We start from the raw sequence: 22080 nt of genomic DNA on the forward strand, positions 1-22080 counted from the left end.
GATGGGGCTGATCACCGGAGTGCTCACCCTGCCGCTCGCTCCCGTGCGGGGCGTGACCTGGATCGCAAGCCAACTCGCGGAGGCCGCCGACCGCGAGCTCTACGATCCGGCACTGATCCGCGTCCGGCTCGCCGCCTTGAATCAGGAGTACGAGAACGGTCATCTCTCCACCGAGGCGTTCGAACGTGAAGAAGACCGGCTGCTCTACCTGTTGTACAGATGCTGACCCGATACGCGTGCGAGGGCCGGCGCGGTGAATTTCGCGCGAGCGGGGCCGCGCATCGAAGAGAGAGGCCCGCCCGAGGACGAAGATGACGAAGGCGGCGAGGGGCACGGAGGCGACGCGGACCAGGAGGCGGACGGCGGAATGGGTGACCACATGACAGATGTCGACTACCGGTACGGTGTCGCTCCCGATTCCGGTCCCAGTACGGCCAACCTTGCCGACATTCTCGAACGGGTTCTCGACAAGGGCATCGTCATCGCCGGGGACATCAAGATCGACCTCCTCGACATCGAGCTGCTCACCATCCGCCTCAGGCTATTCGTCGCTTCGGTCGATACCGCGAGGAAGGCCGGCATCGACTGGTGGGAGACGGACCCGGCGCTCAGTTCGAAGGCGGCCCGCAGCGAACTGCGGGACGAGAACCGCCGGCTGCGCGAACGCCTGGAAGCCCTGGAGGCCGACGGCGACGAGGCGTCGGGCGCCCCTCGCGCGAAGAGCGGGGCGGGCGCATGACGACGCAGGAGCTCAGCGGTGCGACACACCCCACGGCCATCGGTCCGTCCCACGGTGCGAGGGTCGAGACCGCCGTATACGTCTACGCCGTGTGCCGCCGACTCGACCCCGCGGGCCTGACCGGACTCCCGGGGCTCGCTGACGGGCCCCCGGTGCGCGCTCTGCCGTTCGGCGCGCTCACCGCGGTCGTCCAGGACGTACCGGCAGCCGAGTTCACGGAAGAGGCCTGGCACCGGCGGCTCGACGACCGCCTGGAACTGGAGCGTTGCGCACGGGCCCACCATGAGGTGGTCACCGCGGCGGCCGCCTGCGGGCCGACGGTGCCCCTCGCGCTGGCCACCCTCTACCACGGCGAAGCGCGCGCCAAGGAGGCCCTCGGCCGGGACGCGGACCGCTTCGGCGCGGCGCTGGACCGTATCGACGGCCGTGCCGAATGGGGGGTCAAGGTCTACGTGTCGGCCACGCCCGCCGCGTCTCGCGGAGGCGAGCCCGCGTCCGTCCGGACCGACGCCCCGGCAGGTACCGGTGCCGGCCGCGCCTACCTCCAGCGCAAGCGCGGGCTGCACCGGGCGCGGGAGCAGCACCATGACCGCACGCTGCGGATCGCCGAGGACGTCGATACCGCGCTGTCCGGCCTGGCGACGGCCGCCCGCCGGCTCCGCCTGCACAGCCATGAGGCGACGGGGGAGGAGCACCGGGTACAGATCCTCAACGCGACGTACCTGGTCGCGGCCTCGGCGGCCGAAGAACTCCGTGCCGCCGTGGTCGACCTGCGGCGTCGCACCGGAGCACACATCGAGATCTCCGGGCCGTGGGTGCCGTACTCCTTCGTCGGGGAGGTGTGACCCGTGCCGGCGGCATCGCCCCATCGGCCCGTTCCCTGGGAGACTCCCGGTCCCCTCGCCGGCCCCGTCGGCGTGCCGCTGGTGGACCTGCTGGACCGCCTTCTGGCCACGGGCGTCGTCGTCAGCGGCGACCTCGTCATCGCCATCGCTGAGGTTCCCTTGGTCCGGCTCTCCCTCCACGCGCTGTTGTCGTCGGTCAGCGAGCGAGTTCCCGCCCCCTGGTCGGACGGAGGCCCCCTGTGACGGACGAGCACACCCGGGCGGAGAGCCGCTTCGACATCGACCGCGACGAAATGGGCCGCGATCTGGTCGCTCTGGTGCTGACCATCGTGGAACTACTACGGCAACTGATGGAGCGACAGGCGATCCGGCGGGTGGACCAGGGCGACCTGAGCGACGAACAGGTGGACCGGATCGGGGAGACGCTCATGCACCTCGAAGAGCGGATGACCGAACTCTGTGATCAGCACGGCCTGCGCCTGGAGGACCTGAACCTCGACCTGGGGCCGCTGGGCTCGTTGCTGCCCCGCACCTGATGCCCTGCCCTTCGTGGCACGGCGGTCCCGTCCCGCGAAGCGACGGGACCTTGGCCGTACTCCGAGACGGCGGTGTTGAGTGGCTCTTCCGGGCAGCCTTACGCCTCGTGCGCGGCATTGGCCGGCCGTGTCGCATAGCGGATGCGCATCGCGTCGCTGGCTGCGGGGCCTGCAGTGAAGACGTAGGTGGCGCTGTCGTCGAGTCGGCGGCCGGTTTTGGCGTCGACGATGACGGGCTCGACTTCCTCGCCGCTGTGCGCGTCGATGAGGATCATGCTGCGCTCCGTCGGTGTGAGGCGGGAGTTGCCCCATGCGGCCAGGGCGACGATCACCGGGCGCAGGGAGTGCCCGAGTTCGGTCAGGACGTACTCGTGCCGGACGGGGCTGGTCTGGTAGGGCCGGCGCTCCAGCAGGCCGTCCTTGACGAGGGTCTTCAGCCGGGTGGTGAGCATGCTGGAGGAGATGCCCAGGCTCTCCTGGAACTGGTCGAAGCGGGTGTAGCCGTCGAAGGCATCGTGCAGGATCAGCAGCGTCCACCACTCGCCTACGTGTTCCACCGTCGTGGACAGCGGGCACTCCCGGTCCTCCAGCCTGATCCGGCTTGCCACGGTGACCATCCCCTCAGTTACTGCTAAAATCGAAGTTAGTGGCTTCTATTTTAGCAGTCGAGACGGGAGCGGTGCCCCGTATGCCCGCACCCGGAAACGGAACACACCGTGACCACATTCACCAGCGAATCCCTCGAAGGCCGACGCGCTCTGGTCACCGGCGGCACCAAGGGCACCGGAGCCGCCATCGCCCGACGCCTCGCCCAGGCCGGCGCAACCGTGCTCGTCACAGCCCGCAGCCGCCCCCACGACGTTGAGGAGAAGACCTTCATCGCCGCCGACCTGTCCTCCACCGCAGGCACAGCGCACGTCGCCGCCGAGGTGGACGCCCGCGCCGGGGGTGTCGACATCCTGGTCAACACCCTCGGCGGGTCCGAGTCGCCGGCTGGAGGGTTCGCGGCGCTCGGTGAGGACGACTGGGCCAGGGAGCTGAACACGAATCTGCTGGCCGCCGTCCGCATGGACCGCGCGCTCCTGCCGCACATGATCGCCCTGGGCAAGGGGGTGATCGTGCACGTCACCTCGATCCAGCGCCGCATGCCGCTGTGGAACGGCACCCTGGCCTACGCCGCCGCCAAAGCCGCACTGACCACCTACAGCAAAGGGCTGGCCAACGAGGTCGCCCCCCACGGCGTCCGCGTCAACACCGTCTCCCCCGGCTTCGTCCAGACCTCGGCCGCCGACGACCTCGTCTCCAGGATCGCCGACGACGCCGGCATCACCCAGGAAGCGGCGCTGGGCCGGCTCATGGACTCCCTTGGGGGCATCCCGTTGGGCCGCCCCAACCGGCCCGAGGAAGTCGCTGAACTCGTCGCCTTCCTCGTCTCCGACCGCGCCTCGGCCATCGTTGGCGCCGAACACGTCATCGACGGCGGCACCACCCCCACCGTCTGAACCCGCCCCCACCATCAGGAGCGTCATGCACGACAACCAGCCCGGGACATCACCCCTGACGCGCTGCCCGAGGTGATCACCCGCTAGATTCCTGCTTGCGAGTAGTCCCGATCGGGCGTTCGGTTCTCCCGTCTTGGCACGCTATTTGAGGGGTTGAGCTGCACTACTCACCGAGGGCGTGTCTGAGTGCTTCGTCGAGTAGCTCTCGCAGGGCCGAGGAGGTCGGTGCGACGGCGGTGGCGAGCAGAGCCGGGGCGCCGGCCAGCGGCGCGAGGACCGCACAACCGTCCTTGGTCCCTTCGCGGAGTAGGACGGGGGCACGCCTGACGTCCAGCTCTGGGTGCACGACGAGGAGTTGGCCGACGGCGCGGTGTCCGTCCAGGACCGCGGGGCCGTTCCAGCCGGGCGCCGGATCCCCGTAGGCGGTGTGCTGGTCGAGCAGCAGGCGGCCGGCGTGGTGGACTCGGATGCGGCTGACGAGGTGGCCCGGCTTCTCGTTGGTTCTGCCTAGGAGTTGCTCCTCGCGCAGCACCAGTCGTGAGGTCGCAGCGAGGTTGACGGTGTAGGTCTGGTGCAGGTTGCTGCCGGCGGCGCTGATCAGCGGCTGTGGCAGCCAGCGCAGGCGAGCGTGCTCCCCGGCGGTCAGCCGTACGTCGTAGGTGGCCGGCGCGGTGGTGGGGCCGCGGAGGGCGAGTGTGGCGGCGGCCGTGGTGACGTCCAGTTCGGCCCGGTCTTCGGCGGTGATGTCGAGGGCGAGTCGGTCGCCGCCGAGCGGAGCGCTCATCGCGCCGATGATTCCCACCCGGGCGGTCTTCCCGCTGGTGGGCATGCGTCGTAGATGGAACGGGCCGTCGCTGCGCAGCTGGGGGAGCGTGGTGACGCGTCCGTTGTACGTGGCGCGGATGCGGGCGGTGGCATGAATGCCGTCTGGGTGTCCGCAGGTTTCCTCGGTGCCGGCGACGGGGGCGGCGGGATCGAAGCGGGACCTGAGTTCGGAGAGTTGGGCGCCAGAGCTCATGCCGACGCCTTCGCCCGCCACCGGGTGAGGTGCCCGGTGACCCAGTCGGCGATCTCGCGGATGCCGTCGTCGGAGGTGAGGCTGGTGAAGACGACGGGAAGGTCGCCGCGTTGCCGTTTGGCGTCGGTGGCCATGGTCGCGAGGTCGGCACCGACGTGCGGAGCGAGGTCGGTCTTGTTGACGACGAGGAGGTCGGCGGTGGTGATGCCGGGGCCTCCCTTGCGGGGGATGTCGTCGCCGCTGGAGACGTCGATGACGAAGATCTGCACGTCGACGAGGCCCTTGGAGAAGGTGGCGGTGAGGTTGTCGCCACCGGACTCAATGAGCACGAGGTCGAGGGGGGCAAGGGTCTCGTCGAAGTGCTCGACGGCCTCCAGGTTGGCGGAGATGTCGTCCCGGATTGCTGTGTGCGGGCAGGCTCCGGTCTCCACCGCGGTGATCCGCTCGGGCGGCAGCACGGCCTCGCGCAGCAGGAACTCGGCGTCCTCGCGGGTGTAGATGTCGTTGGTGACGACGGCGAGGGAGAGTTCGTCGCGCAGGGTGCGGCAGAGCGCGGCGACGCTGGCGGTCTTGCCGGAACCGACGGGGCCGCCCAGGCCGACGCGGAAGGCGCGGCGGCTGCCGTCCTCGCGCTGCGGCTCGACGCTGTAGGTATGGCGGTGGGGCATGGTCACGGGGTGATCGAGATGCATGGAAACTCCAGAAGGCAAGGGTGGGTTCAGGAGGCGAAGAGCCGTACGGTCCAGGCGGCGTGCTGCTCTGCGGTGACGTCCAGCAGTGGGGAGGACGCCGACGGCAGGGCGTCAGGGCCCTCGGTCGCCACGCGGGCCGCAGCGTCGGCGGCGGCCGCGGCGACGGTGTCGGTCTCCGCGCTGAGGCGTGCCAGCAACCGCGAGGCGTCGAGCGGGTCGAGGCTGAGCAGGCGCACTGCTGCGGTGGCCGGGCCGCCGACGGTCTCGTACGCTGCGGCACAGGCGGCGTCCTGCGGGGTGAGCCCGGCCGCCCGGGCGGCGAGGCCCTGGACGATGGGCTGATGGGCACCCTGGGGCCGCTCGGCGGCCAGGCGGTCGAGTTCGGCTGACGGGAAGGTGGCGCGTGCCGCGCGCATCATCTGCCGGCCGAGCCTGCGGGCCACGGCGCGCAGCGCGGGGACGGGGGTGCGTGCGTCGGCGGCGTCGTCCAGCATCAGGGGGTCGCATCCGGCGGCGGCCGCGGCAGCCAGGCCGGCTGTGGTGAGACCGGTGGTGTGCAGACGCCCGCGGCAGAAGGCTTCGAGGCTGTCGATGTTGTGTACGGCCTTGTGGGCGACTGCGGCTTCGACGCCGCCTGAGTGGGCGTACCCGCCGGCGGGGAAACGGCCGTCGGCCAGCAGGAGCAGTGCGGCACGGCTCATGGGCGAGCGGTTGCCTTTCGCAGGGTCGGAGGTGTGCCGTGGTCCAGGCAGGGCGGGGCTTGCCTGGACCACGGTCGCGGTGGCGACGTCGTCGGCCGGGAAATGGCTGGTCAGAAGAGGAAATACCGTTGTGCCATGGGAACTTCAGTGACGTAGGCGCGCGGTACGGTCGCTCCGTTGAGTTCCGTGCGGGCGTCCCCTGTGGTCTCACCGCCGATGGTGACCTCGAAGCTGTTGTGGTCGACGTTGAGGCTCTCCGGCACCGTGTCGTTCAGCTTCATGTCGGCCTTGGTGACGTCCCGGATGCTCGTCGAGATGTCCACGAACTTCTTGGCGAGGCCGAGCCGACCGATCGTCATCTCGGTGGCGTTCCCGCTGCTGTCCTGGACAGTGACGACTCGCGAGTTCAACTTGTCGGCCACGCCCGGTGCCACGAAGTTGTACGAGTTGCTCTGCGGCGAGCCCCCGGTGGCGCCCCAGACCGCTCGCGGCAGGAAGGGCTGCGGTGTCGTGATCGACGCGTTGGCGTCGCCCACCTGCGCGTACGCGAGCTGCCCGCCCTTGAGGACCATGTGCATCTTGACGCCGAAGAACTTCGGCTCCCAGAGCACCAGGTCGGCCAGCTTTCCGGTCTCCACCGAACCGACGTGACCGTCGATGCCGTGCGTGATCGCCGGGTTGATCGTGTACTTGGCGACATAGCGGCGCGCCCGGTAGTTGTCGTTCGGGAGCAACCTGTCCGCGTTGTGCGAGTGGTCGGTGTCGTCGGCGATCGGGCGGACCTTCGCGTTGGCGAGGTCCTCCTTCAGAGGGCCGTAGCGCGACTTCATGACGTGCGCGGTCTGCCAAGTGCGCATGACCATCTCGCCGATGCGTCCCATCGCCTGGGCGTCGGAGGACATCATCGAGATGGCGCCCATGTCGTGGAGCAGGTCCTCCGCGGCCATGGTGGACGGCCGGATGCGGGAGTCGGCGAAGGCCATGTCCGCCGGAATGTCGGGGTTGAGGTGGTGGCAGACCACCATCATGTCGATGTGTTCCTTGACGGTGTTCACCGTCAGGGGGCGGGTCGGGTTGGTCGAAGCGGGCAGCACGTTCGTCTCTTTGACCAGCTCGATCATGTCCGGGGCATGGCCACCGCCGGCGCCCTCGACGTGGAAGATGTGGACCGAGCGCTCCTTGAAGGCACTGCGGGTGCTGTCCAGGAAACCGGATTCGTTCAGTGAGTCCGCATGCAGGGCAAGTTGGACCTTACGGCTCTCACACACGTCCAGCGCCGCGTCGATCACAGCGGGCGTGGCCCCCCAGTCCTCGTGGACCTTGAAGCCGATGACACCGGCGTCGACCTGTTCGTTGAGGGCGTCGGTGCTCACCGTGCTGCCCTTGCCGAGCAGGCCGATGTTGACCGGGTACGCGTCCAGGCTCTCGAAGACTCGGGTGATGTGCCACTCGCCCGGGGTCACCGTGGTGGCCGTGCTGCCCTCGGCAGGACCGGTGCCGCCGCCGATGAGCGTGGTCACCCCCGAAGCCAGGGCCTCGTGGATCTGCTCCGGGCAGATGAAATGGACGTGGGTGTCCACGCCGCCCGCGGTGAGGATCCGCCCGTTGCCGGAGATGACCTCGGTGCTCGGACCGACCACGAAGTTCGTCGGCTGCACCGGCAGCGTGTCGCTCGGGGAGGTACGGTCCGGCATCTCGAACTCGTCGTCCGGGATCGGGTCCATCGTCTCGGGGTTGTACGCCTTGCCGATGGCGACGATCTCACCGTCGCGGATACCGACGTCGGCCTTGACCACCCCCCACCAGTCGAGGAGCAGCGCACCTGTGATGACCGTGTCCACGGGCTTGCGGCCTTCGGCATCCCCGTCTCTGGGGATGTGGGACATGCCCATGGACTCGCGGATCACCTTTCCGCCGCCGAAGATCATCTCGTTGCCGCTGTGCTTCGGACCGCCGCTCCAGTCGGCCTCGATCTCGACGGTCAGAGCGGTGTCGGCCAGGCGGACGCGGTCCTTGGTGGTGGGCCCGTACAGAGTGGCGTACTCGGCCCGCTTCAACACGTTGCTCGCCGCGGAGTTCTCCGGTGAGCTCGCCGACCTGCCGCTCGACAGGGGGGTTTGGTAGTTGCTCACTGGTGCGTCTCCTCGCGCAGTCCCCTGGCTTGTCGATCGCCCCGGATCTCCACCAACTCGACGCAGCACTCGTCGCCCGGCTCGAAGCGCACGGACGTACCCGCGGCGATGTTCAGCCGCCGCATCCACACCGCCTCGCAGTCCTTGAGCTCCTGGGGCGACTCCGACCCCAGACCGGGAGGGACCTCCACCTTGAGGACCTTCAGTCCCGGGTTGACCTCGGCGAAGTGGTAGTGGGAACCGACCTGGATCGGGCGGTCCGAAACGTTCTTCACCCTGATCCTCGTCCTGCCCTCACCTGGCAGCGTGGTGGCGTCCTCCTGTAGGTCCGCGTTGAACTCAATCGCCTCGTACCAAGACACCGCCTCCGCCTCCCGGCACTTGTCACAGCACGACGACGAGCCGTCGCCGCGGCAGTCGACCGGGCAGTCCGGCTTGCGAGGCGGCCGCGGGTGCTCGACTTTGCCCGGGTAGACCTCGGGTTCCTCCGTCGCCTCCGGGAAGGGATCGTGGAGGGTGACCAGCTTGGTGCCATCCGGGAAGGTGGCCTCCACCTGCACGTTCTTGATCATCTCTGGAACGCCGTCCATCACCTCGTCCCGGCTCAACAACTGCCGACCCGAGTCCATGATGTCGCTGACTGTCTTGCCGGCGCGCGCCTGCTCGAAGACGTGCACCGTCAGCAGGGCCATCACCTCGGGGTAGTTGAGGAGCAGCCCACTGTCACGGCGCCGCTGCGCCACGTCGGCCGCCACATGGACCAGCAGGCGCTCCTGCTCATGCGGAGTCAAATGCACGATGAGCCGTTTCTCTTGAGCGGACAGTGCATGCGGCCAGACATGCCGAGGGACACGGAAGGCGTCCTCGGACGGCGTCAGTCGCGCCTCGATCATCAGCGGGAGAAAACAGCGAGAAGGCCAGGTCACCGGATCGTGCACACGATCCGGTGAAATCGAGTCGGAAGGTGCGTAGTCGCTGCTCCGCCGTACACCAAGGGCTGGTGGCTGACACCGCGGCGCATGCCGCCAAGCTGGTCGAGCCAGCAGGTCGAGACGAGACTTCAGGCAGCCGTCGCCAGCGCCGGACGGGAGAGCGTGGAGCTGTCGGACGGCGTGGTCGGCGTGCGGTGTCCGGTGTGGGCACCGCTGTACTACGGCTCTCCGCTTTCGAGCACCCGGAGCAGCCACGGTGTCGGCGGACGGCACACACCCTCTCGCTCCTGCGAAGTTCTGCGCAAAGTGGTACCGGCCGGGCTGGCGTTAGCGCAGTTGGGAGAGCTCCAGCAACGACTGACGCCGAGCCGCTGATACCCGAGTTCGTAGCGGCGGTGCAGTTGGCGACAGCCAGCGATCCAGGACACGGTCCTCTCGACGAAAGCCCGGTGGCGCAAGCCGATATGGCTTGCGCCACCCGGAACCGATCACACTTCCTGCTACCGGCGTGGGGTCGCACGCACCAGACACCGCGGAGCCCGCCCTTCGGGCGGACGACGGGAGTGTGACGACCGGGTCCTGCCCCGAGCCGATCACGAACCAGGCCTTCGAACTCGCTGCGGTGGTCCATCAACCATGAGAGGGAGCACAGCCCCTGCCGGTCACCTGGTCGCAGCTGGGAGGGGGAGGGTCAGAAGTCCAGGTCAGGGAATTCCGCCTCCAGCTCCAGCTCCGGCTCCGAATCGAGAACCGGCCGGCAGGGACCGGTGCTGGCGCGCAGAGTGATCAGCGGTTTCAGCAGGACATGCCGGGGTGACGAGGCAGGTGAGGTGAGCCGCTCCACCATCAGGTCGACGCCGATCCGGCTCATCTCCTTGGCCGGTATCTCGGCCGCGGTCAGCGGCGGGCTCACCTGTTCCGCCCAGCGGCTGGCCGCCACGCCGACGACCGAGAAGTCGCGCGGTACGCTGCGGCCGTGACGGGTCAGCCCGCGGTAGATGCCCTCCAGGGCGGCTTCGTTCATGACGACCAGGGACGTGGTGGCCGGATCGTCCTGCAAGATCCGTTCCACGACGTCCTCCCCGGCGCCGACATCGTCGCCGCTGGGGTACGCACGCGCGGTCAGTTCCCTCTCCTGCATCGCCTCGGTGTAGCCCTCGCTCCCGAGCAGCGCGTACCCGTACCCGCTGTTGACGATCTGCTCCGACTTGTTGACGAAGGCGATCCTGCGGTGGCCCAGTTCGGTCAGGTGCTGAACGCACCTGCTTGCCAGGCCGGCGAAGTCGAGATCAACCCAGCCGACGCCCTCGGTTCCGCTGTTCCGGCCGATGGCGACGAAGGGGAAGGCCGCTTCCGTAAGATGCTGGATGCGGTCGTCCTCACGGCGGACCTCCATCACGATCACTCCGTCCACGCGCCGTTCACTGACCATCCGCCGGAACGCGGGGTCCTTCCCCGACTTACAGGGCGTGAGCAGCAGGTCATAGCCGTACGTGGTGGCGGTTTCCGCCACCCCGCCGACGAAGGCGAGCTGCACCGGCGGGTAGTCCCGGTTGGCGCCGGACGGCGGGTAGAGCAGTGCGAGCGTATGTGTCAGGTCGCGGGCCGCAGCACCACTACGGGTCTGGGCGCCGCGTCCTGTTGCCAGGTTGACTGTGCGCTCCGTCATGGTCCGTCGGCTGGGAGACGTTGTTCGGCCCAGATGGTCTTGCCGGTGGGGGTCTGGCGGGTGCCCCAGCCTTGGGTCAGCTGGGTCACCATGTGCAGTCCTCGTCCCCCTTCGTCGTAGGTGCGGGCACGGCGTAGATGAGGGGAGGTACTGCTGGCGTCGGAGACCTCGCAGATCAGGGTCCGGTCCCGGATCAGCCGTAGCCCGATGGGGGCGTCCCCATAGCGGATGGCGTTGGTGACCAGCTCGCTCACCACCAGCTCGGTGATGGACGCTGCCTCGGTGAGCCCCCAGGTCGCCAGCTGACGGGAGGCCTGCGCACGGGCATCGGCCACGATTGCGGGATCCGACGGCAGCGACCAGGCGGCGACCTGATCGGTGTGCAGGGCACGGGTGCGCGCCAGGAGCAGAGCCACGTCGTCGGCGGGGCTCTCGGGCAGCAGGGCTCTGAGGATGATGTCGCAGGTGACGTCCAGCGAGGGCTCGGCGGAAGCCAGGGCTGCGCAGAGTCGTTCAAGGCCGACACCGAGATCGTGGCCGCGGGCTTCTATCAGGCCATCGGTGTACAGGGAGAGCAGGCTTCCCTCGGGGAGTTCCAGCTCGGTGGGCTCGAAAGGCAGGCCGCCGACTCCCAGAATCGGCCCCGGGGTGAGTTGGACCACTCGGGCCGTGCCGTCGGGGAAGAGCACGACGGGTGGGACATGGCCGGCGCTGGCCATGGTGCAGATGCGGGATACCGGGTCGTAGACCGCGTAGAGGCAGGTAGCGCCGATCTGACCGGGGTCGGGCTCGTTCCGAACGTCGTTGTCCGAGGTCAGGTGGGTGACCAGTTCGTCGAGGTGGGTGAGCAGCTCGTCCGGGGGCAGGTCGACTCCGGCGAGCGTGCGCACTGCTGTACGCAGTCGGCCCATGGCGGCCGAGGCATGGATGCCGTGGCCGACCACGTCGCCGACGACCAGGGCTACGCGAGTACCCGACAGCGGGACCACATCAAACCAGTCGCCGCCCACTTCGGCGCCCCTGCCGATCGGCAGATAGCGGTGCGCCACCTCGACGGCCGCCTGCTTGGGGAAGTGACGGGGCAGCAGACTGCGCTGGAAGGTCAGGGCATTGGCGCGTTCTCGGGAGAACCGGCCCGCGTTGTCCACACTGCCGGCCGCCCGACTTGCGAGCTCCTCGGCGAGGAGCAGATCATCCTGCTCGTAGGGGTTCGAGCCTTCTGCGCGGGCAAAGACCACGACTCCGAGAGTCAAGCCCCGCGCTCGCAGGGGGGTAGCCATGATCGAGTGGAATCCGTGCTCCGCCCCGGTACCGGATCCCCCCACGCCGGCGGCGACCCATCGGGTGAAGTCGGGGTCGTCCGTTCCGCACAGCACTGTTCGACCGCTTGTCAGGGCACGTGCGGGGGGTGAGCGCGGAGGATAGGTGTCGACCTCGCCGATCTCGGTGTCGGCTTCGGGAACCCCGTCGGCGGTCTGGTGCGCGACCCGACGCAACACCACGGCGGCGTCGGCTGGACCGGGCGGCGGTTCCTTCCCGCGGGTCACGGAGTCGAGCAGGTCCACACTGACGGAGTCGGCGAACCGCGGAACGGCCAGGCGGGCGAGTTCCTGAACCGTACGCCTCACATTCAGGGTGGTTCCGATACGGTTGCCCGCTTCGTTCAGCAGGGCCAGGCGCTGCCGTGCGGCAACCTGCTCGGTACTGTCGAACGCCGCAGCCCCCACACCGGCCACCCGACCGGTGTCGGGGCTGCGGACGGGCCACATCTCGATGGTCCAGGCACGCCGGTGAGCGGAAGGCGTAGCCGGGGCAAGGTGTTCATAGCGGCTTGGCTTGGCCTCCTCGGCGACCCGGCGGATGCATCGCAAAAACCCCTCGTCAGAGCGGTCGCCGCCCAGCAGGTCCGAGTAGGGGTAGGTGCCCGCCTCAGCCGCCTGCCCCTGCCTGGATTCGCCAGCTCCGGTTTGCCCTGCGGCCGTCTGCGTCCCGTCGCCGTCGGCGGGCCTGCCCGTCATGCGCCCTGTCGGCGAGGGCTGCTCGCCCCCGTGCGCGACCGCGTTCCCCTGCCATGAGCGTGACGCCGTGCTGTAGGTGGAGAGGGCAACGGAGGACTGGGCGAACGCCCACTCCACCATCCGTCGGTCGGACTCCGCCTCGCCCGCCCCCGCGGTGGCGGTCACGACGAAGGCCTGGGTCGTTCCGTCGTCACAGAATGTCGGATGCAGGCGCAGGGGCAGATCGATGCGGTGGCCATCCCGGTGGCGGACTGCTGCTGTGCCGCTCCACTCCCGGGCGTCGACCAGGCAGGGCCGGGCCACCTCGGGGCACTCCCCGTTGATCAGGAGGTCCGAGACGGGGTGTCCGACAATCTCCGGGGGGCGATAGCCCAGTAGTTTCCGAGCCCCTTCACTCCACCCTGTGACCGTGCCCCCCACGCTGATGATGGCCAAGGGGACATGGTTCGACCACCCAGAGTGACAAGTTTGCCCCACGGAAGTGGCCATTCTTGCTCAATTCACCTGAGTGCCATTACTCACAGTCCCATAGTGCATGCGCGAAAAGAATCGAACAAGCTGCACTGACACTCATGGATCGAGGCAGATCCGGTCGGAATCGTCGGCCACGGACACGAGGGACGCGGTGCAGAACCGGCGTCGCCGGCCGTGGAGGGGGTTTGCCGGAGGTCCCTCCGCGGAACCGGCCGCTCGGAAGTGCGCACAGCCGAGTGCGGCTGTGCGACCGACGACCTGGTGACGTGGCAAGAGGCCCCCTTGTTCAGCCCGGAAACCTCACATCCAGGGTGGATCCGCGACGTACGAAGACGGGGATGCATTCCAGTGGAGCGTCCGCTGTGGTGGTCTGGCCGCCGTCCTGGACCATTCCTGTGGTGGCGGCCCTCCAGTCGGCACCGGCCGGCAGGTAGACCTGGCGGTGCCGTTCGCCGAGTCGGGTCACCGGGGAGATCAGCAGGTCCGAGCCGCACAGGAACTGGTCCTCGACCGTCCACGCGGCCGGGTCGTCGGGAAAGCCGAAGAACAGCGGCCGGATGACCGGTGCACCGCAGTCGGCTGCGGAGACCATCTGACGGTGAAGATACGCACGAAGGTCCTGGCGTAGCCGCAGCTGCCGGGTCAGGATCCGGTAGGCATCCTGCCCGTAGGACCACAGCTCGTTGGGTCCCCCGTTTCGGCCGGCAGCGAAGGTCTCCCGCGGTTCGCGGTGGCCGTGCATCCGCAGCAGCGGGCAGAAGACGGCGAACTGGAACCAGCGGATGAGCAACTCCCGGTAATCGGGGTCGTCCGGGTCGCCACCGTGGAATCCGCCGATGTCGGTGGTCCACCATGGAATGCCACTCAGGCCCGCGCTCAGCCCAGCGCGCACCTGCGCCGCGAGGGCCTCGAAGGTGGCCGGGATGTCACCCGACCACAGAGCCGCCCCGTAGGCCTGGCTGCCGGACCAGGCGGACCGCACCAGGCTGACCGGAACGTCTTCGCCTTCGGCCCGCATATGCTCGAAGAATCCGCGCACATGTTCGCGGGGATACAAGTTGGCCACCGCCCGGCCGGGCCCCGCCGCGTAACGCAGGTTGCCGAATTGTTCGGGGTACATCTCCGGTTCGCAGGCGTCCAGCCACCACAGTCGGAAGCCGAGATCGTAGTAGTTGCGCTTGATACGGCTCCAGACGTAGTCACGAGCCCGCTTGTCGGTGGGGTCGTAGAACACCACGGGCAGGGACTTGTCGTCGACCTGACTGTCGGGGAAGACGTGCTGGAACGGCTGGCCGTGCTCCGTCCCCAGCAGCAGCCGCTCATCCCGCATGTACGGGTAGTTCTCGCTCACGACGCTGACGGACGGCCACACGGACACCAGCGGCCGTACGCCCATGCTCGCCAATTCCGCCACCATGCCTGCCGGGTCGGGCCAGTCGGCAGCATCGAAGCGCCAGTCGCCCAGATGCGGCCAGTGGAAGAAGTCCACGGCGATGACGGACAGGGGAAGACCCCGGCGTCGGTATTCGCGAGCGACGCCCAGCAGTTCCTCCTGTGTCCGGTATCGCAGGCGGGACTGCCACAGGCCCAGGGCCCATTCCGGCAGCACGGGAGCATGTCCGGTGGCATTGGCATAGTGGGCCATGATGCCGGCGGGAGTCGGACCGGTGGTGATCCAGTAGTCGATCTGATCGGCGGCGTCGGCGACCCACCGGGTCTGATGGGCGGCCAACTCCACACGTCCGACGGCGGGCAGGTTCCACAGCAGACCGTAGCCTCGGGAGGAGAGGGTGAAGGGGATGGTGACCTCTCCGTTGCGCTGTACCAGGTCGATCACCATGTGCTTGTGGTCGAGGCGCCCGTGGGAGTGCTGGCCCAGCCCGAAGAACCGTTCACCGTCATAGGCGGCGAAGCGCTGTTCCAGCTGATAGCGGCCCTCGCCGACCGATGTGAACTGGCGGGGACCGGGCCAGGCGAAGTGACCGACGGACTCCCGCAGCAGCTCGGTTCCGTCCTGCGTGCGCGCGAAACGCAGGTGGCCCTGGGGAGACAGCTCTACCCGCAGCCGCCCGACAGTGAGGGTCCGGCTGCCATGGGGGCCCACGCCCAACTCTGCGGCCGCGGCGGCAGGGGGCGCGCTCAAGGCTCCCGGCAGGTCGTCGCGCACACGATGTCGGGCCGAGCGCACCCGGACACTGTCGGCTCCCCAGGGCTCCACCCGCAGTACGTGCTCGGCGTCACCGAACTCAAGGCAGACGGCCGGATGGGAGGAGGCGGTAGGCCGGGAGCTGGTCCCGGCTGCGCCGGACGTGGAGGCGGAGGGTGCGGGCCTTGTGCCGTCGGGCGGAGACATGTTGCTCCTTTCTCACAGGGCTGTTGTGCGGGTCAGTGGCGGTACAGGGGCGCGAGTGGCGGTGTACGGCGCGGTCAGTCTCTGACCGCTTCATTGGTGAGTCCGGCAGCGATGTGCCGCTGGGCAATGGTCAGAAGCAGCGCGGCGGGTAGGGAAGCGATGACGGCGGTGGCCATGACGGCGTTCCAGGTGGTGATATTGGTGCCGGCACCGATGTAGTCGTACAGACCCAGTGTGATCGGCTTCCACGTGGTGGTGTTGAGATTGAGCGTGGCGGCGAACAGGAAGTCGCCCCATGCGAAGAGGAACGTGAAAAGGCCTGATGTGATCAGCGCGTTGCGGGATATGGGAAGGACGATCTGCCAAAAGATGCGTACCGCGCCTGCACCATCCAATGCCGCTGCCTCCAGCAGGGATCGGGGGATGGCGGTCATAAAGGCCCGCAGGATGAGCACGGCGAAGGGGACGGCAAGGGTGGCATCGGCCAGGATCAACGCCAGGGCCGAGTTGAGGATCTGGACGGAGGCGAAGATTTGGTATAGAGCGTTGGCCATGACGATGCCGGGCACGAGTTGGACGACCAGCAGCACGCTCAGTAGCGTCCTGCCGCCCGGGGAGCGCAGCTGCGCCAGCGCGTAGGCCGCCGGCGCAGCCAGGGCCAGCGTCAGGACCGTGGCGCCCGCGGCGATGATCAGGGATGCCAGCAGATGGCCCCCTTGCTGGGACAGTGCGTCCCGGTAGCCGTCGAGTGTGCCGCCGAGGGGCAGCCAGTGCGGTGATGGCCGGGCCAACTGTTGATTGGTCTGGAAGGATGCGTTCACCATCCAGTACAGCGGGAACAGCATGATGGCGACGACGGCGACACCGAACGCGGATTTCGTCCAGGTGGGTACGGCCGCCCGGCTCCGTCCGCCTCGGACCGTGGTGGGCCGGCTCCGAGCAGCGCGGGCGGCGGTCATGCACGGGCTCCAGGTTCAGCGCGCAGCGCCCGCAGGTACAGCAGGGCGAAGACGGCGGCCACGATGATGAGCAGATCACCCGCGGCCGCTCCGAGACCGAACTCCGACAGCCCGCCGAAGGACAGCTGGTAGGCGTAAGTGGTGATCGTGTGGGTGGCGTTTGCCGGGCCGCCCTTGGTCATCACCCAGATCACGTCGAAGACCTTGAGCGTGTAGATCAGGCCGAGCGTCACGACGATGCCGATCACGGGTCTGATCTGAGGCAGTGTGACATAGCGGAACTGCTGCCAGCGGCCGGCGCCGTCCAGGGAAGCCGCTTCATAGAGCTCCGTCGGGATAGCCAGCAGCCCGCTGTGGAGGATCACCATGTTGAACGGCACACCAATCCAGATGTTGCAGATCAGCACTGAAGCCATCGCGGTGTTGGGGGCGTTGAGCCACGGCACCGGATCCTGGACCAGATGGAGGGCGAGCAGGATCTGGTTGACGACGCCGTTGCTGGTGTCGAGTAGCCACCGGAACAATGTGCCGGAGACGACAAGGGGCAAGAGCCAGGGGATCAACACGAGCGACCGCAACAGCGGGCTGAGCGGAAACGAGCGGCGAAAGAACTCCGCGAGTCCCAGGCCGATCGTGAACTGGAAGAAGAGCGAGCCCGAAACGAAAACCACGGTGTTGACGACGGCAGTGGAAAAGGCGGGGGTGCTTAGCAGTCGGCGGTAGTTTCCGAGGCCGATGAACGGGGCGTTGCCGCTGTAAAGGGAATTGATATCGTAGTCCTGGAAGGACAGCACCACATTGCGGGCCAGAGGATAGAGGTAGAACACCGCGACGAATGCGACGACCGGCACGATGAACCCGATTCCGAGCCGTCTGCCGCGAGCCGCCGGAGCCACCGAGCGGTCCGGCTGCGGCCTTTTGCAGCCGTCGACCGCAGTCGAGTTCTTGGGCACTGCCGGAACCACGGCTACCCTTCCGGGAGGGCGACCGTCGGCGTGTACCACCCACGGGTCGGCGGCTCGGTGCTCATTGCGTCGCCTGCTTCTGCGCGTCAGTCAGCGCCGCGCTGGGCGATTCGCTCCCTGACAACGCTGCCTGCACCGCGGTCCACAGCGCCTGCGAGTACTTCGGATAATCCGGCCCGACTTCCGCCGTGCGGCTCTTGGCGCTTCCGATGGTCCCCACGAATGTCTTCATCGCGGGCACAGCAGCACTGAATTCCGCGGCCACCTCCGGGTCGGACGGCACATAATTGGTGAGCTTGGCCCACTCCAGACTGTTTTTCTTCGACACCATGCACTTGATGACCTCGGCTGCCTTGCGCGACTTGTACCCCCTGCTGCCGGCCGCCCACACCTCACCGCCGAGGGCACCGGAGGAGGTACCCCCGGCCGGGGCGGGCACTGGCACGATACCGAAATCCTTCATTCCTGCCTTTCGTAACAGGGGTAGCTCCCAGGGGCCATTGATCATCATAGCCAGCGAACCGTTTGCGAATTGCTCCCCGACGTTCATCTGATTCCAGCTGAGCACGTCCTTGGGCGCAGAACCGGAGGCGACCAGGTCCTTCAAGAGGCTCAGCGCCGACACAGCATCCGGCGAATCGAGCTTCTTCAGGGAAGCGCCAGCGCTGAAGAAGAAGGACTCGAACTGGAAACTGCCTTCTTCCGTGGCCGGCACGGCAAAGCCGATTCCGTGCACCTTGTTGCCCTGAGTCAGCTTCTTGGCTGCGATGCGCAACTCATCCCACGTGGCAGGCGGTTTGATGCCCGCCTTCTCCAGCATCGACGTGTTGTAGTAGAGCGCCAACTGGTTCACACCGGGCGCCACACCGTACTGCTTACCCCGGTATTTACCCGCGGCGACGATGTTCGGATACATTCCGTCGGTCTTCACACCGGCCGCGCCGAGGTCGGCGAGCGCTCCCGTGGCGGCGAGCTGCTGTAGGTCAGGATTGTCCAGCAGAATCAGGTCCGGTAGCGCTCGACTATTCGCCAACTGGAGCACTTTTGTGCGCAGGTCCGGCACGATCTGCCGCTTAATGGTGACCCCCGCCAGCTTGCCGCACCGAGCGAGCTGCTTGGCCAGGGCACTCCGCCCGGGTTCGGAACTATAATAGTCCATTTCGGTCAGAGTAATCTTGCTGCTCTCTGTGGGCCTCGTCGGCGAGCCATCACCACCACAGGCAATCAGGAGCAGGCCAGCTGCGGTGACCGTTGCTGCCAAAGTCGCGATTGACCGCGTGCGACGGCATGTAACAGAGGTGCGCATGGCGGCTCCAAGGGGAAATCGGTGCGCAGACACTGATATGCGCGACCCAGGCCTTCTGCCGACGCGCGGAGAGGCAGACATGCATGTAGGGCACCACGCTGCGAGACATACCTGCCGGCTCGGCGATTTCGTTGATGTCCACCGCTTTCCTCCCGGGCCGGCGGGCACTCGACCCCATTGTCGAACCATTTCGAAAACCGGTTCGCGAACCGTTTCGACAGAAATTACAGGCACGCCTTGCCGGCAATGTCAAGGCGCTCTCTGCATTTTCGCGAAAGGCATATTAAACTGGCTTTCCGTCGGGTCTGTGTACCGCAGGCGATCGGGCGATCGTCGGCTCTTCCTTAGCGAGCGGTGAATGTTTCTCAGGTCGGTGGCGGGCCGGTCGATCATCGGGTGTGAAGCTCCGTCCTTGCCTACCGCGGCGAACGTGTCGGCCTCGCGCTCCTGCCTGGTCCCGAGGCGAGGCAGGAGCGGCAGCAGGTAGCCGGTCTCGCCGCGCCAGGTCTCGTGAGCCGCCCTTGACCGGGGCTCCGTGGTGAACGGAGAAGGTGGCAGAGTTCCGTTGCTCTTGACGTGAGCTGCTGGCGGTTCTCGGAAACAGCTCAGCGCGGGGCAGGTTCGAACAGTTCGATGAGGTTGTCGGCCGGGTCGGTGAGCAGGATCTGGCGTCCACCAGGGCCCGCGATGACGTCGCTGCGGAAGGACAGTCCGGCGGCGCCCAGTTGATCGATCTCGGTGTCGAGGTCGTCGACAATGAGATGGATGCGGTTGCGGCCGGGCGCGCTGGCGTCATCGGGCGTGGCCCTGGCCCCGGAGCTTCCCGGCCCGGACAGCAGCAGCCGCAACGGGCCGCGGACCACGTCGGCGAAGGCAGGCGCGGGGTTGGTGTGCAGAGTGAAGCCGAGGTGGGTGGTGTAGAAGTGGACTGCGGCGGCCACGTCGTCGACGATGTAGCGGACGCTGGCGAGCTCGTCGGGTGTTGTCACGGTTGGATCTCCCGGTTCGTGGCGCGGGCGAAGACGGGCAGCAGGTGACGGATGCGGGTCTCGATCTCCGTCGTCGTGTACCTGAAGGCGGGGTGGCCTGCCTTGTCGTTGCCGCTGGCGGCAGCCAGGCCGCGGATGATCCAGTGGATCAGTCGCCGCTTGTTCACGTCGAACACCTTGGCATGCTGGGCCGGCAGATTGCGGGACAGCCGCACCGCAACTGCCGGCCCCCTCCTCCCCAGTACGTCGTACCGTCCCAAATGGTGCAGGCCACCGGAGCGCAGCCGGCAATGGCCAGGCGCTGTTTCCGTCGGCTACTTGGCCAGGTAACCGCCGTCGACCACATGGTCGCTGTCCGTCATATACGAGGCGTCGTTGGACACCAGGAACGCGATGAGTGCCGCGACTTCGGCCGACTGCGCGGTGCGCCTTGCAGCGACGGCGGTGAGGAATCCGTCGGTGGCTCCCGACGGCAGCGAGGTGACCATAGGGGTGTCGACGATGCCTGGTGATATCGACACGACCCGGATGCCGTGGCCGGCGCATTCGCGCGCCGTGGTCCGGGTCAAGGCGAGGACACCCTGATAGGCGGCCTGCCCTTGGAGGCCCGAATGTGCGGCTATGGAGGCAAGGTTGACGATGGCGCGGCCCGTGGCGGCCACCGCGGGAAGCTGGCAGCGCATCGCGTGGAAGACCCGTACACCTCGCTGGCGGGGCTTGACCGAGCAGGTCGCCGACGCCGCCATCGACACCGCCTGCTGCGGCTGCCGTCGATCCGCAAGGAGTGCCCCGACATCGCCGAGCGGGCGCTGAAGGAGCAGATGAGCTACCGGGGCTTCCTCGCCGAACTGATGATGGCCGAGTGCGACGACCGGGTCCGCCGCCGCTCGGAGCGGCGGATCAAGGCGGCGAACTTCCCCGGGAGAAGTCGCTTCGGGCGTTCGACTTCGAGGCCAACCCCAATTTCGACGCGGCCACCGTCCACACCCTCGCCAGCTGCGCATGGATCAAGAACGGGAAGTCGCTCTGCCTGATCGGCGACTCCGGCACCGGCAGGTCCCACATGCTCATCGCCCTGGGTACCGAGGCGGCCATGAAGGGCTACCGTGTCCGCTACACGCTCGCCACGAAGCTGGTGAACGAACTGGTCGAGGCCGACGACGAGAAGCAGCTGGCCGGCTGACGTCTGGCGCTACCTCTCTCGACGGCCAGCTGCCCTGAGGGGTGATGGCGGCGAGTTGGGTTTTCCCTGCCGGCGGCCAGTCGGGGGACCCATCCGGCCGCCAGTGGTCCTTTTACACCGGCGCGCTACCAGCCTGCTCGCGCAGCACCAGCCACTCCTGAAGCTCGATCAGATTCGCTTCTGGGTCTTCCAGGTATGCGACCCGCATCCGTTCGCCCATCGGGCCCGGGCCTCGAATGAACTCCGCACCCCGCGAGGTGAGCTCGGCATGGGTGGCGTTCAGATCGTCCACCCGCAGCACCACCAGCGCGCGATATCCCTCCGGCTCTGCCCCCAACCGCCCCAGAACGTCAGCCATCTGCGTGCGGTCTTGAAGCGCGATTGCGGCTTGTCCAGCGTCGGGGCTGAGCTTGGCGTACGGGCCGCTCTCGGCCTCGAACTGCGGCTTGAGTCCGAGCACGTCCCGGTAGAAGCGGTAGACGGCGGTGAAGTCGGACACCAACAAGCGTATCTGGGTGAGTTCCATGCCCGCCTTTCTAGCCCAGTTCCGGCTCCGGGTCTGACTGAACCGCGATCTCTGAGATAGCCCCGTCGGAGTTCAGCGACGCCCTCTTACAGAGAGTGACACCACAACGGGCAATACGTCGCGGAGGCGAGCTGGCTGCTGTCAGACGAGCGGCTGGCCGTCCCAGGTCCGGGGGCCACGACAGTGCCGTCATTTCTCCTCGACATTCCCGAGCCGATTGATCGCCAACTGCCTTCGGAAACCGAAGACAAACGCTGTCCCTGAAAATCAACGAAGCCACACGGCGATTGCACTCCGGTCTGGGCGTATCTCTTGTCCGACGTCATCCCGCACCCGGGCCCGAAGCGGCGCTTGCCACGTCCATAGCGGGCTCAGGCGGAGCCTGCTGGTGAACCCGCCGCGCGGGCGGCCGAGGCCCTCACACACCGCACCACCGCCACCGGACGGGCGCGCAGGCTGTGCCACGCGGTTTCGCGCCTGCCCGGTACAGGACGCAGGGCTCGTCCCGAGGGCACGCGCACGCCATCGGCGGGCATCCTGG

23 protein-coding genes and 2 pseudogenes are annotated in these 22080 nt (G+C 67.8%); 7 read left to right on the top strand and 18 right to left on the bottom strand.

Annotation, left to right across the window (positions count from 1 at the left end):
* Window position 1 precedes the first annotated feature (1 nt).
* From AB0G84_RS06450 to AB0G84_RS06470, 5 genes are all read left to right on the top strand, one after another.
* Window positions 2–226, top strand: coding sequence for a gas vesicle protein GvpG (locus AB0G84_RS06450; RefSeq protein WP_361316283.1), 225 nt, complete (start codon window positions 2–4; stop codon window positions 224–226).
* A 153-nt stretch (window positions 227–379) separates the two neighbouring features.
* The gene (locus AB0G84_RS06455) at window positions 380–739 is read left to right on the top strand and encodes a gas vesicle protein (RefSeq protein ID WP_361316841.1); all 360 of its coding nucleotides are present in this window, start codon (window positions 380–382) and stop codon (window positions 737–739) included.
* Window positions 736–1584 (top strand): GvpL/GvpF family gas vesicle protein, encoded by an 849-nt coding sequence (locus AB0G84_RS06460; RefSeq protein ID WP_361316286.1) that lies wholly within the window; start codon window positions 736–738, stop codon window positions 1582–1584. The genes AB0G84_RS06455 and AB0G84_RS06460 overlap by 4 nt, the downstream gene beginning before the upstream one ends.
* Before the next feature lie 3 nt (window positions 1585–1587).
* Complete coding sequence (locus AB0G84_RS06465; protein WP_361316289.1) at window positions 1588–1827, top strand: gas vesicle protein; 240 nt, start codon at window positions 1588–1590, stop codon at window positions 1825–1827.
* Window positions 1824–2120, top strand: coding sequence for a gas vesicle protein K (locus tag AB0G84_RS06470; protein WP_361316291.1), 297 nt, complete (start codon window positions 1824–1826; stop codon window positions 2118–2120). Before AB0G84_RS06465 ends, AB0G84_RS06470 begins: the two co-directional genes overlap by 4 nt.
* Before the next feature lie 98 nt (window positions 2121–2218).
* Here AB0G84_RS06470 and AB0G84_RS06475 read toward each other — a convergent pair whose 3' ends face one another.
* On the bottom strand, window positions 2219–2737 hold the full coding sequence (locus tag AB0G84_RS06475) for a helix-turn-helix domain-containing protein (protein WP_361316294.1): 519 nt from the start codon (window positions 2735–2737) through the stop codon (window positions 2219–2221).
* Between the two features lie 99 nt (window positions 2738–2836).
* Here AB0G84_RS06475 and AB0G84_RS06480 point away from each other — a divergent pair, with 99 nt between their 5' ends.
* On the top strand, window positions 2837–3622 hold the full coding sequence (locus AB0G84_RS06480; RefSeq protein WP_361316296.1) for an SDR family oxidoreductase: 786 nt from the start codon (window positions 2837–2839) through the stop codon (window positions 3620–3622).
* A 163-nt stretch (window positions 3623–3785) separates the two neighbouring features.
* Here AB0G84_RS06480 and AB0G84_RS06485 read toward each other — a convergent pair whose 3' ends face one another.
* The 16 genes and pseudogenes from AB0G84_RS06485 to AB0G84_RS06560 all read right to left on the bottom strand — a co-directional run bounded on the left by AB0G84_RS06485 (window position 3786) and on the right by AB0G84_RS06560 (window position 20576).
* Window positions 3786–4640: an urease accessory protein UreD gene (locus tag AB0G84_RS06485; RefSeq protein WP_361316298.1), complete on the bottom strand. Its 855-nt coding sequence runs from the start codon at window positions 4638–4640 to the stop codon at window positions 3786–3788.
* Window positions 4637–5332, bottom strand: coding sequence for an urease accessory protein UreG (ureG, locus tag AB0G84_RS06490; RefSeq protein WP_361316300.1), 696 nt, complete (start codon window positions 5330–5332; stop codon window positions 4637–4639). Before ureG ends, AB0G84_RS06485 begins: the two co-directional genes overlap by 4 nt.
* Before the next feature lie 26 nt (window positions 5333–5358).
* Complete coding sequence (locus tag AB0G84_RS06495) at window positions 5359–6033, bottom strand: urease accessory UreF family protein (RefSeq protein ID WP_361316302.1); 675 nt, start codon at window positions 6031–6033, stop codon at window positions 5359–5361.
* A 110-nt stretch (window positions 6034–6143) separates the two neighbouring features.
* Window positions 6144–8093, bottom strand: coding sequence for an urease subunit alpha (ureC, locus tag AB0G84_RS06500; RefSeq protein WP_361316844.1), 1950 nt, complete (start codon window positions 8091–8093; stop codon window positions 6144–6146).
* Window positions 8094–8161: 68 nt separating this feature from the next.
* Window positions 8162–8527, bottom strand: a complete 366-nt coding sequence (locus tag AB0G84_RS06505) for an urease subunit beta (RefSeq protein WP_361316847.1) — start codon at window positions 8525–8527, stop codon at window positions 8162–8164.
* A gap of 141 nt (window positions 8528–8668) precedes the next feature.
* A pseudogene (locus AB0G84_RS06510) lies at window positions 8669–8962 on the bottom strand (urease subunit gamma); the annotation flags it as partial.
* A gap of 826 nt (window positions 8963–9788) precedes the next feature.
* Window positions 9789–10766, bottom strand: a complete 978-nt coding sequence (locus AB0G84_RS06515) for a substrate-binding domain-containing protein (protein ID WP_361316305.1) — start codon at window positions 10764–10766, stop codon at window positions 9789–9791.
* Complete coding sequence (locus AB0G84_RS06520) at window positions 10763–13219, bottom strand: SpoIIE family protein phosphatase (RefSeq protein WP_361316308.1); 2457 nt, start codon at window positions 13217–13219, stop codon at window positions 10763–10765. The genes AB0G84_RS06515 and AB0G84_RS06520 overlap by 4 nt, the downstream gene beginning before the upstream one ends.
* A 325-nt stretch (window positions 13220–13544) precedes the next feature.
* Complete coding sequence (locus AB0G84_RS06525; protein WP_361316310.1) at window positions 13545–15401, bottom strand: TIM-barrel domain-containing protein; 1857 nt, start codon at window positions 15399–15401, stop codon at window positions 13545–13547.
* Window positions 15402–15685: 284 nt separating this feature from the next.
* Entirely contained in the window at window positions 15686–16456 is a 771-nt protein-coding gene (locus AB0G84_RS06530; protein WP_361316850.1) for a carbohydrate ABC transporter permease, read from the bottom strand.
* A gap of 110 nt (window positions 16457–16566) precedes the next feature.
* Window positions 16567–17523 carry a sugar ABC transporter permease gene (locus AB0G84_RS06535; protein WP_361316312.1) on the bottom strand — a complete coding sequence of 319 codons (957 nt, stop codon included), beginning with the start codon at window positions 17521–17523 and terminating at the stop codon, window positions 16567–16569.
* A 73-nt stretch (window positions 17524–17596) separates the two neighbouring features.
* Window positions 17597–18694, bottom strand: a complete 1098-nt coding sequence (locus AB0G84_RS06540) for an extracellular solute-binding protein (RefSeq protein WP_361316315.1) — start codon at window positions 18692–18694, stop codon at window positions 17597–17599.
* 49 nt (window positions 18695–18743) lie between these two features.
* Window positions 18744–18983 carry a hypothetical protein gene (locus tag AB0G84_RS06545; RefSeq protein ID WP_361316317.1) on the bottom strand — a complete coding sequence of 80 codons (240 nt, stop codon included), beginning with the start codon at window positions 18981–18983 and terminating at the stop codon, window positions 18744–18746.
* A 463-nt stretch (window positions 18984–19446) separates the two neighbouring features.
* Complete coding sequence (locus AB0G84_RS06550) at window positions 19447–19830, bottom strand: VOC family protein (protein WP_361316319.1); 384 nt, start codon at window positions 19828–19830, stop codon at window positions 19447–19449.
* The gene (locus tag AB0G84_RS06555) at window positions 19827–19997 is read right to left on the bottom strand and encodes a hypothetical protein (protein WP_361316321.1); all 171 of its coding nucleotides are present in this window, start codon (window positions 19995–19997) and stop codon (window positions 19827–19829) included. Before AB0G84_RS06555 ends, AB0G84_RS06550 begins: the two co-directional genes overlap by 4 nt.
* A gap of 147 nt (window positions 19998–20144) precedes the next feature.
* Window positions 20145–20576 carry an SDR family oxidoreductase gene (locus AB0G84_RS06560; RefSeq protein ID WP_361316323.1) on the bottom strand — a complete coding sequence of 144 codons (432 nt, stop codon included), beginning with the start codon at window positions 20574–20576 and terminating at the stop codon, window positions 20145–20147.
* Here AB0G84_RS06560 and AB0G84_RS06565 point away from each other — a divergent pair.
* Window positions 20548–21004, top strand: a pseudogene (locus AB0G84_RS06565) (ATP-binding protein); the annotation flags it as partial. The gene AB0G84_RS06560 and the pseudogene AB0G84_RS06565 sit on opposite strands and share 29 nt — an antisense overlap.
* Window positions 21005–21125: 121 nt before the next feature.
* Here AB0G84_RS06565 and AB0G84_RS06570 read toward each other — a convergent pair.
* Window positions 21126–21539, bottom strand: coding sequence for a VOC family protein (locus AB0G84_RS06570; RefSeq protein WP_361316326.1), 414 nt, complete (start codon window positions 21537–21539; stop codon window positions 21126–21128).
* Window positions 21540–22080 lie beyond the last annotated feature (541 nt).

Source organism: Streptomyces sp. NPDC020742, from assembly GCF_040641675.1.
Taxonomy (GTDB): Bacteria; Actinomycetota; Actinomycetes; order Streptomycetales; family Streptomycetaceae; genus Streptomyces.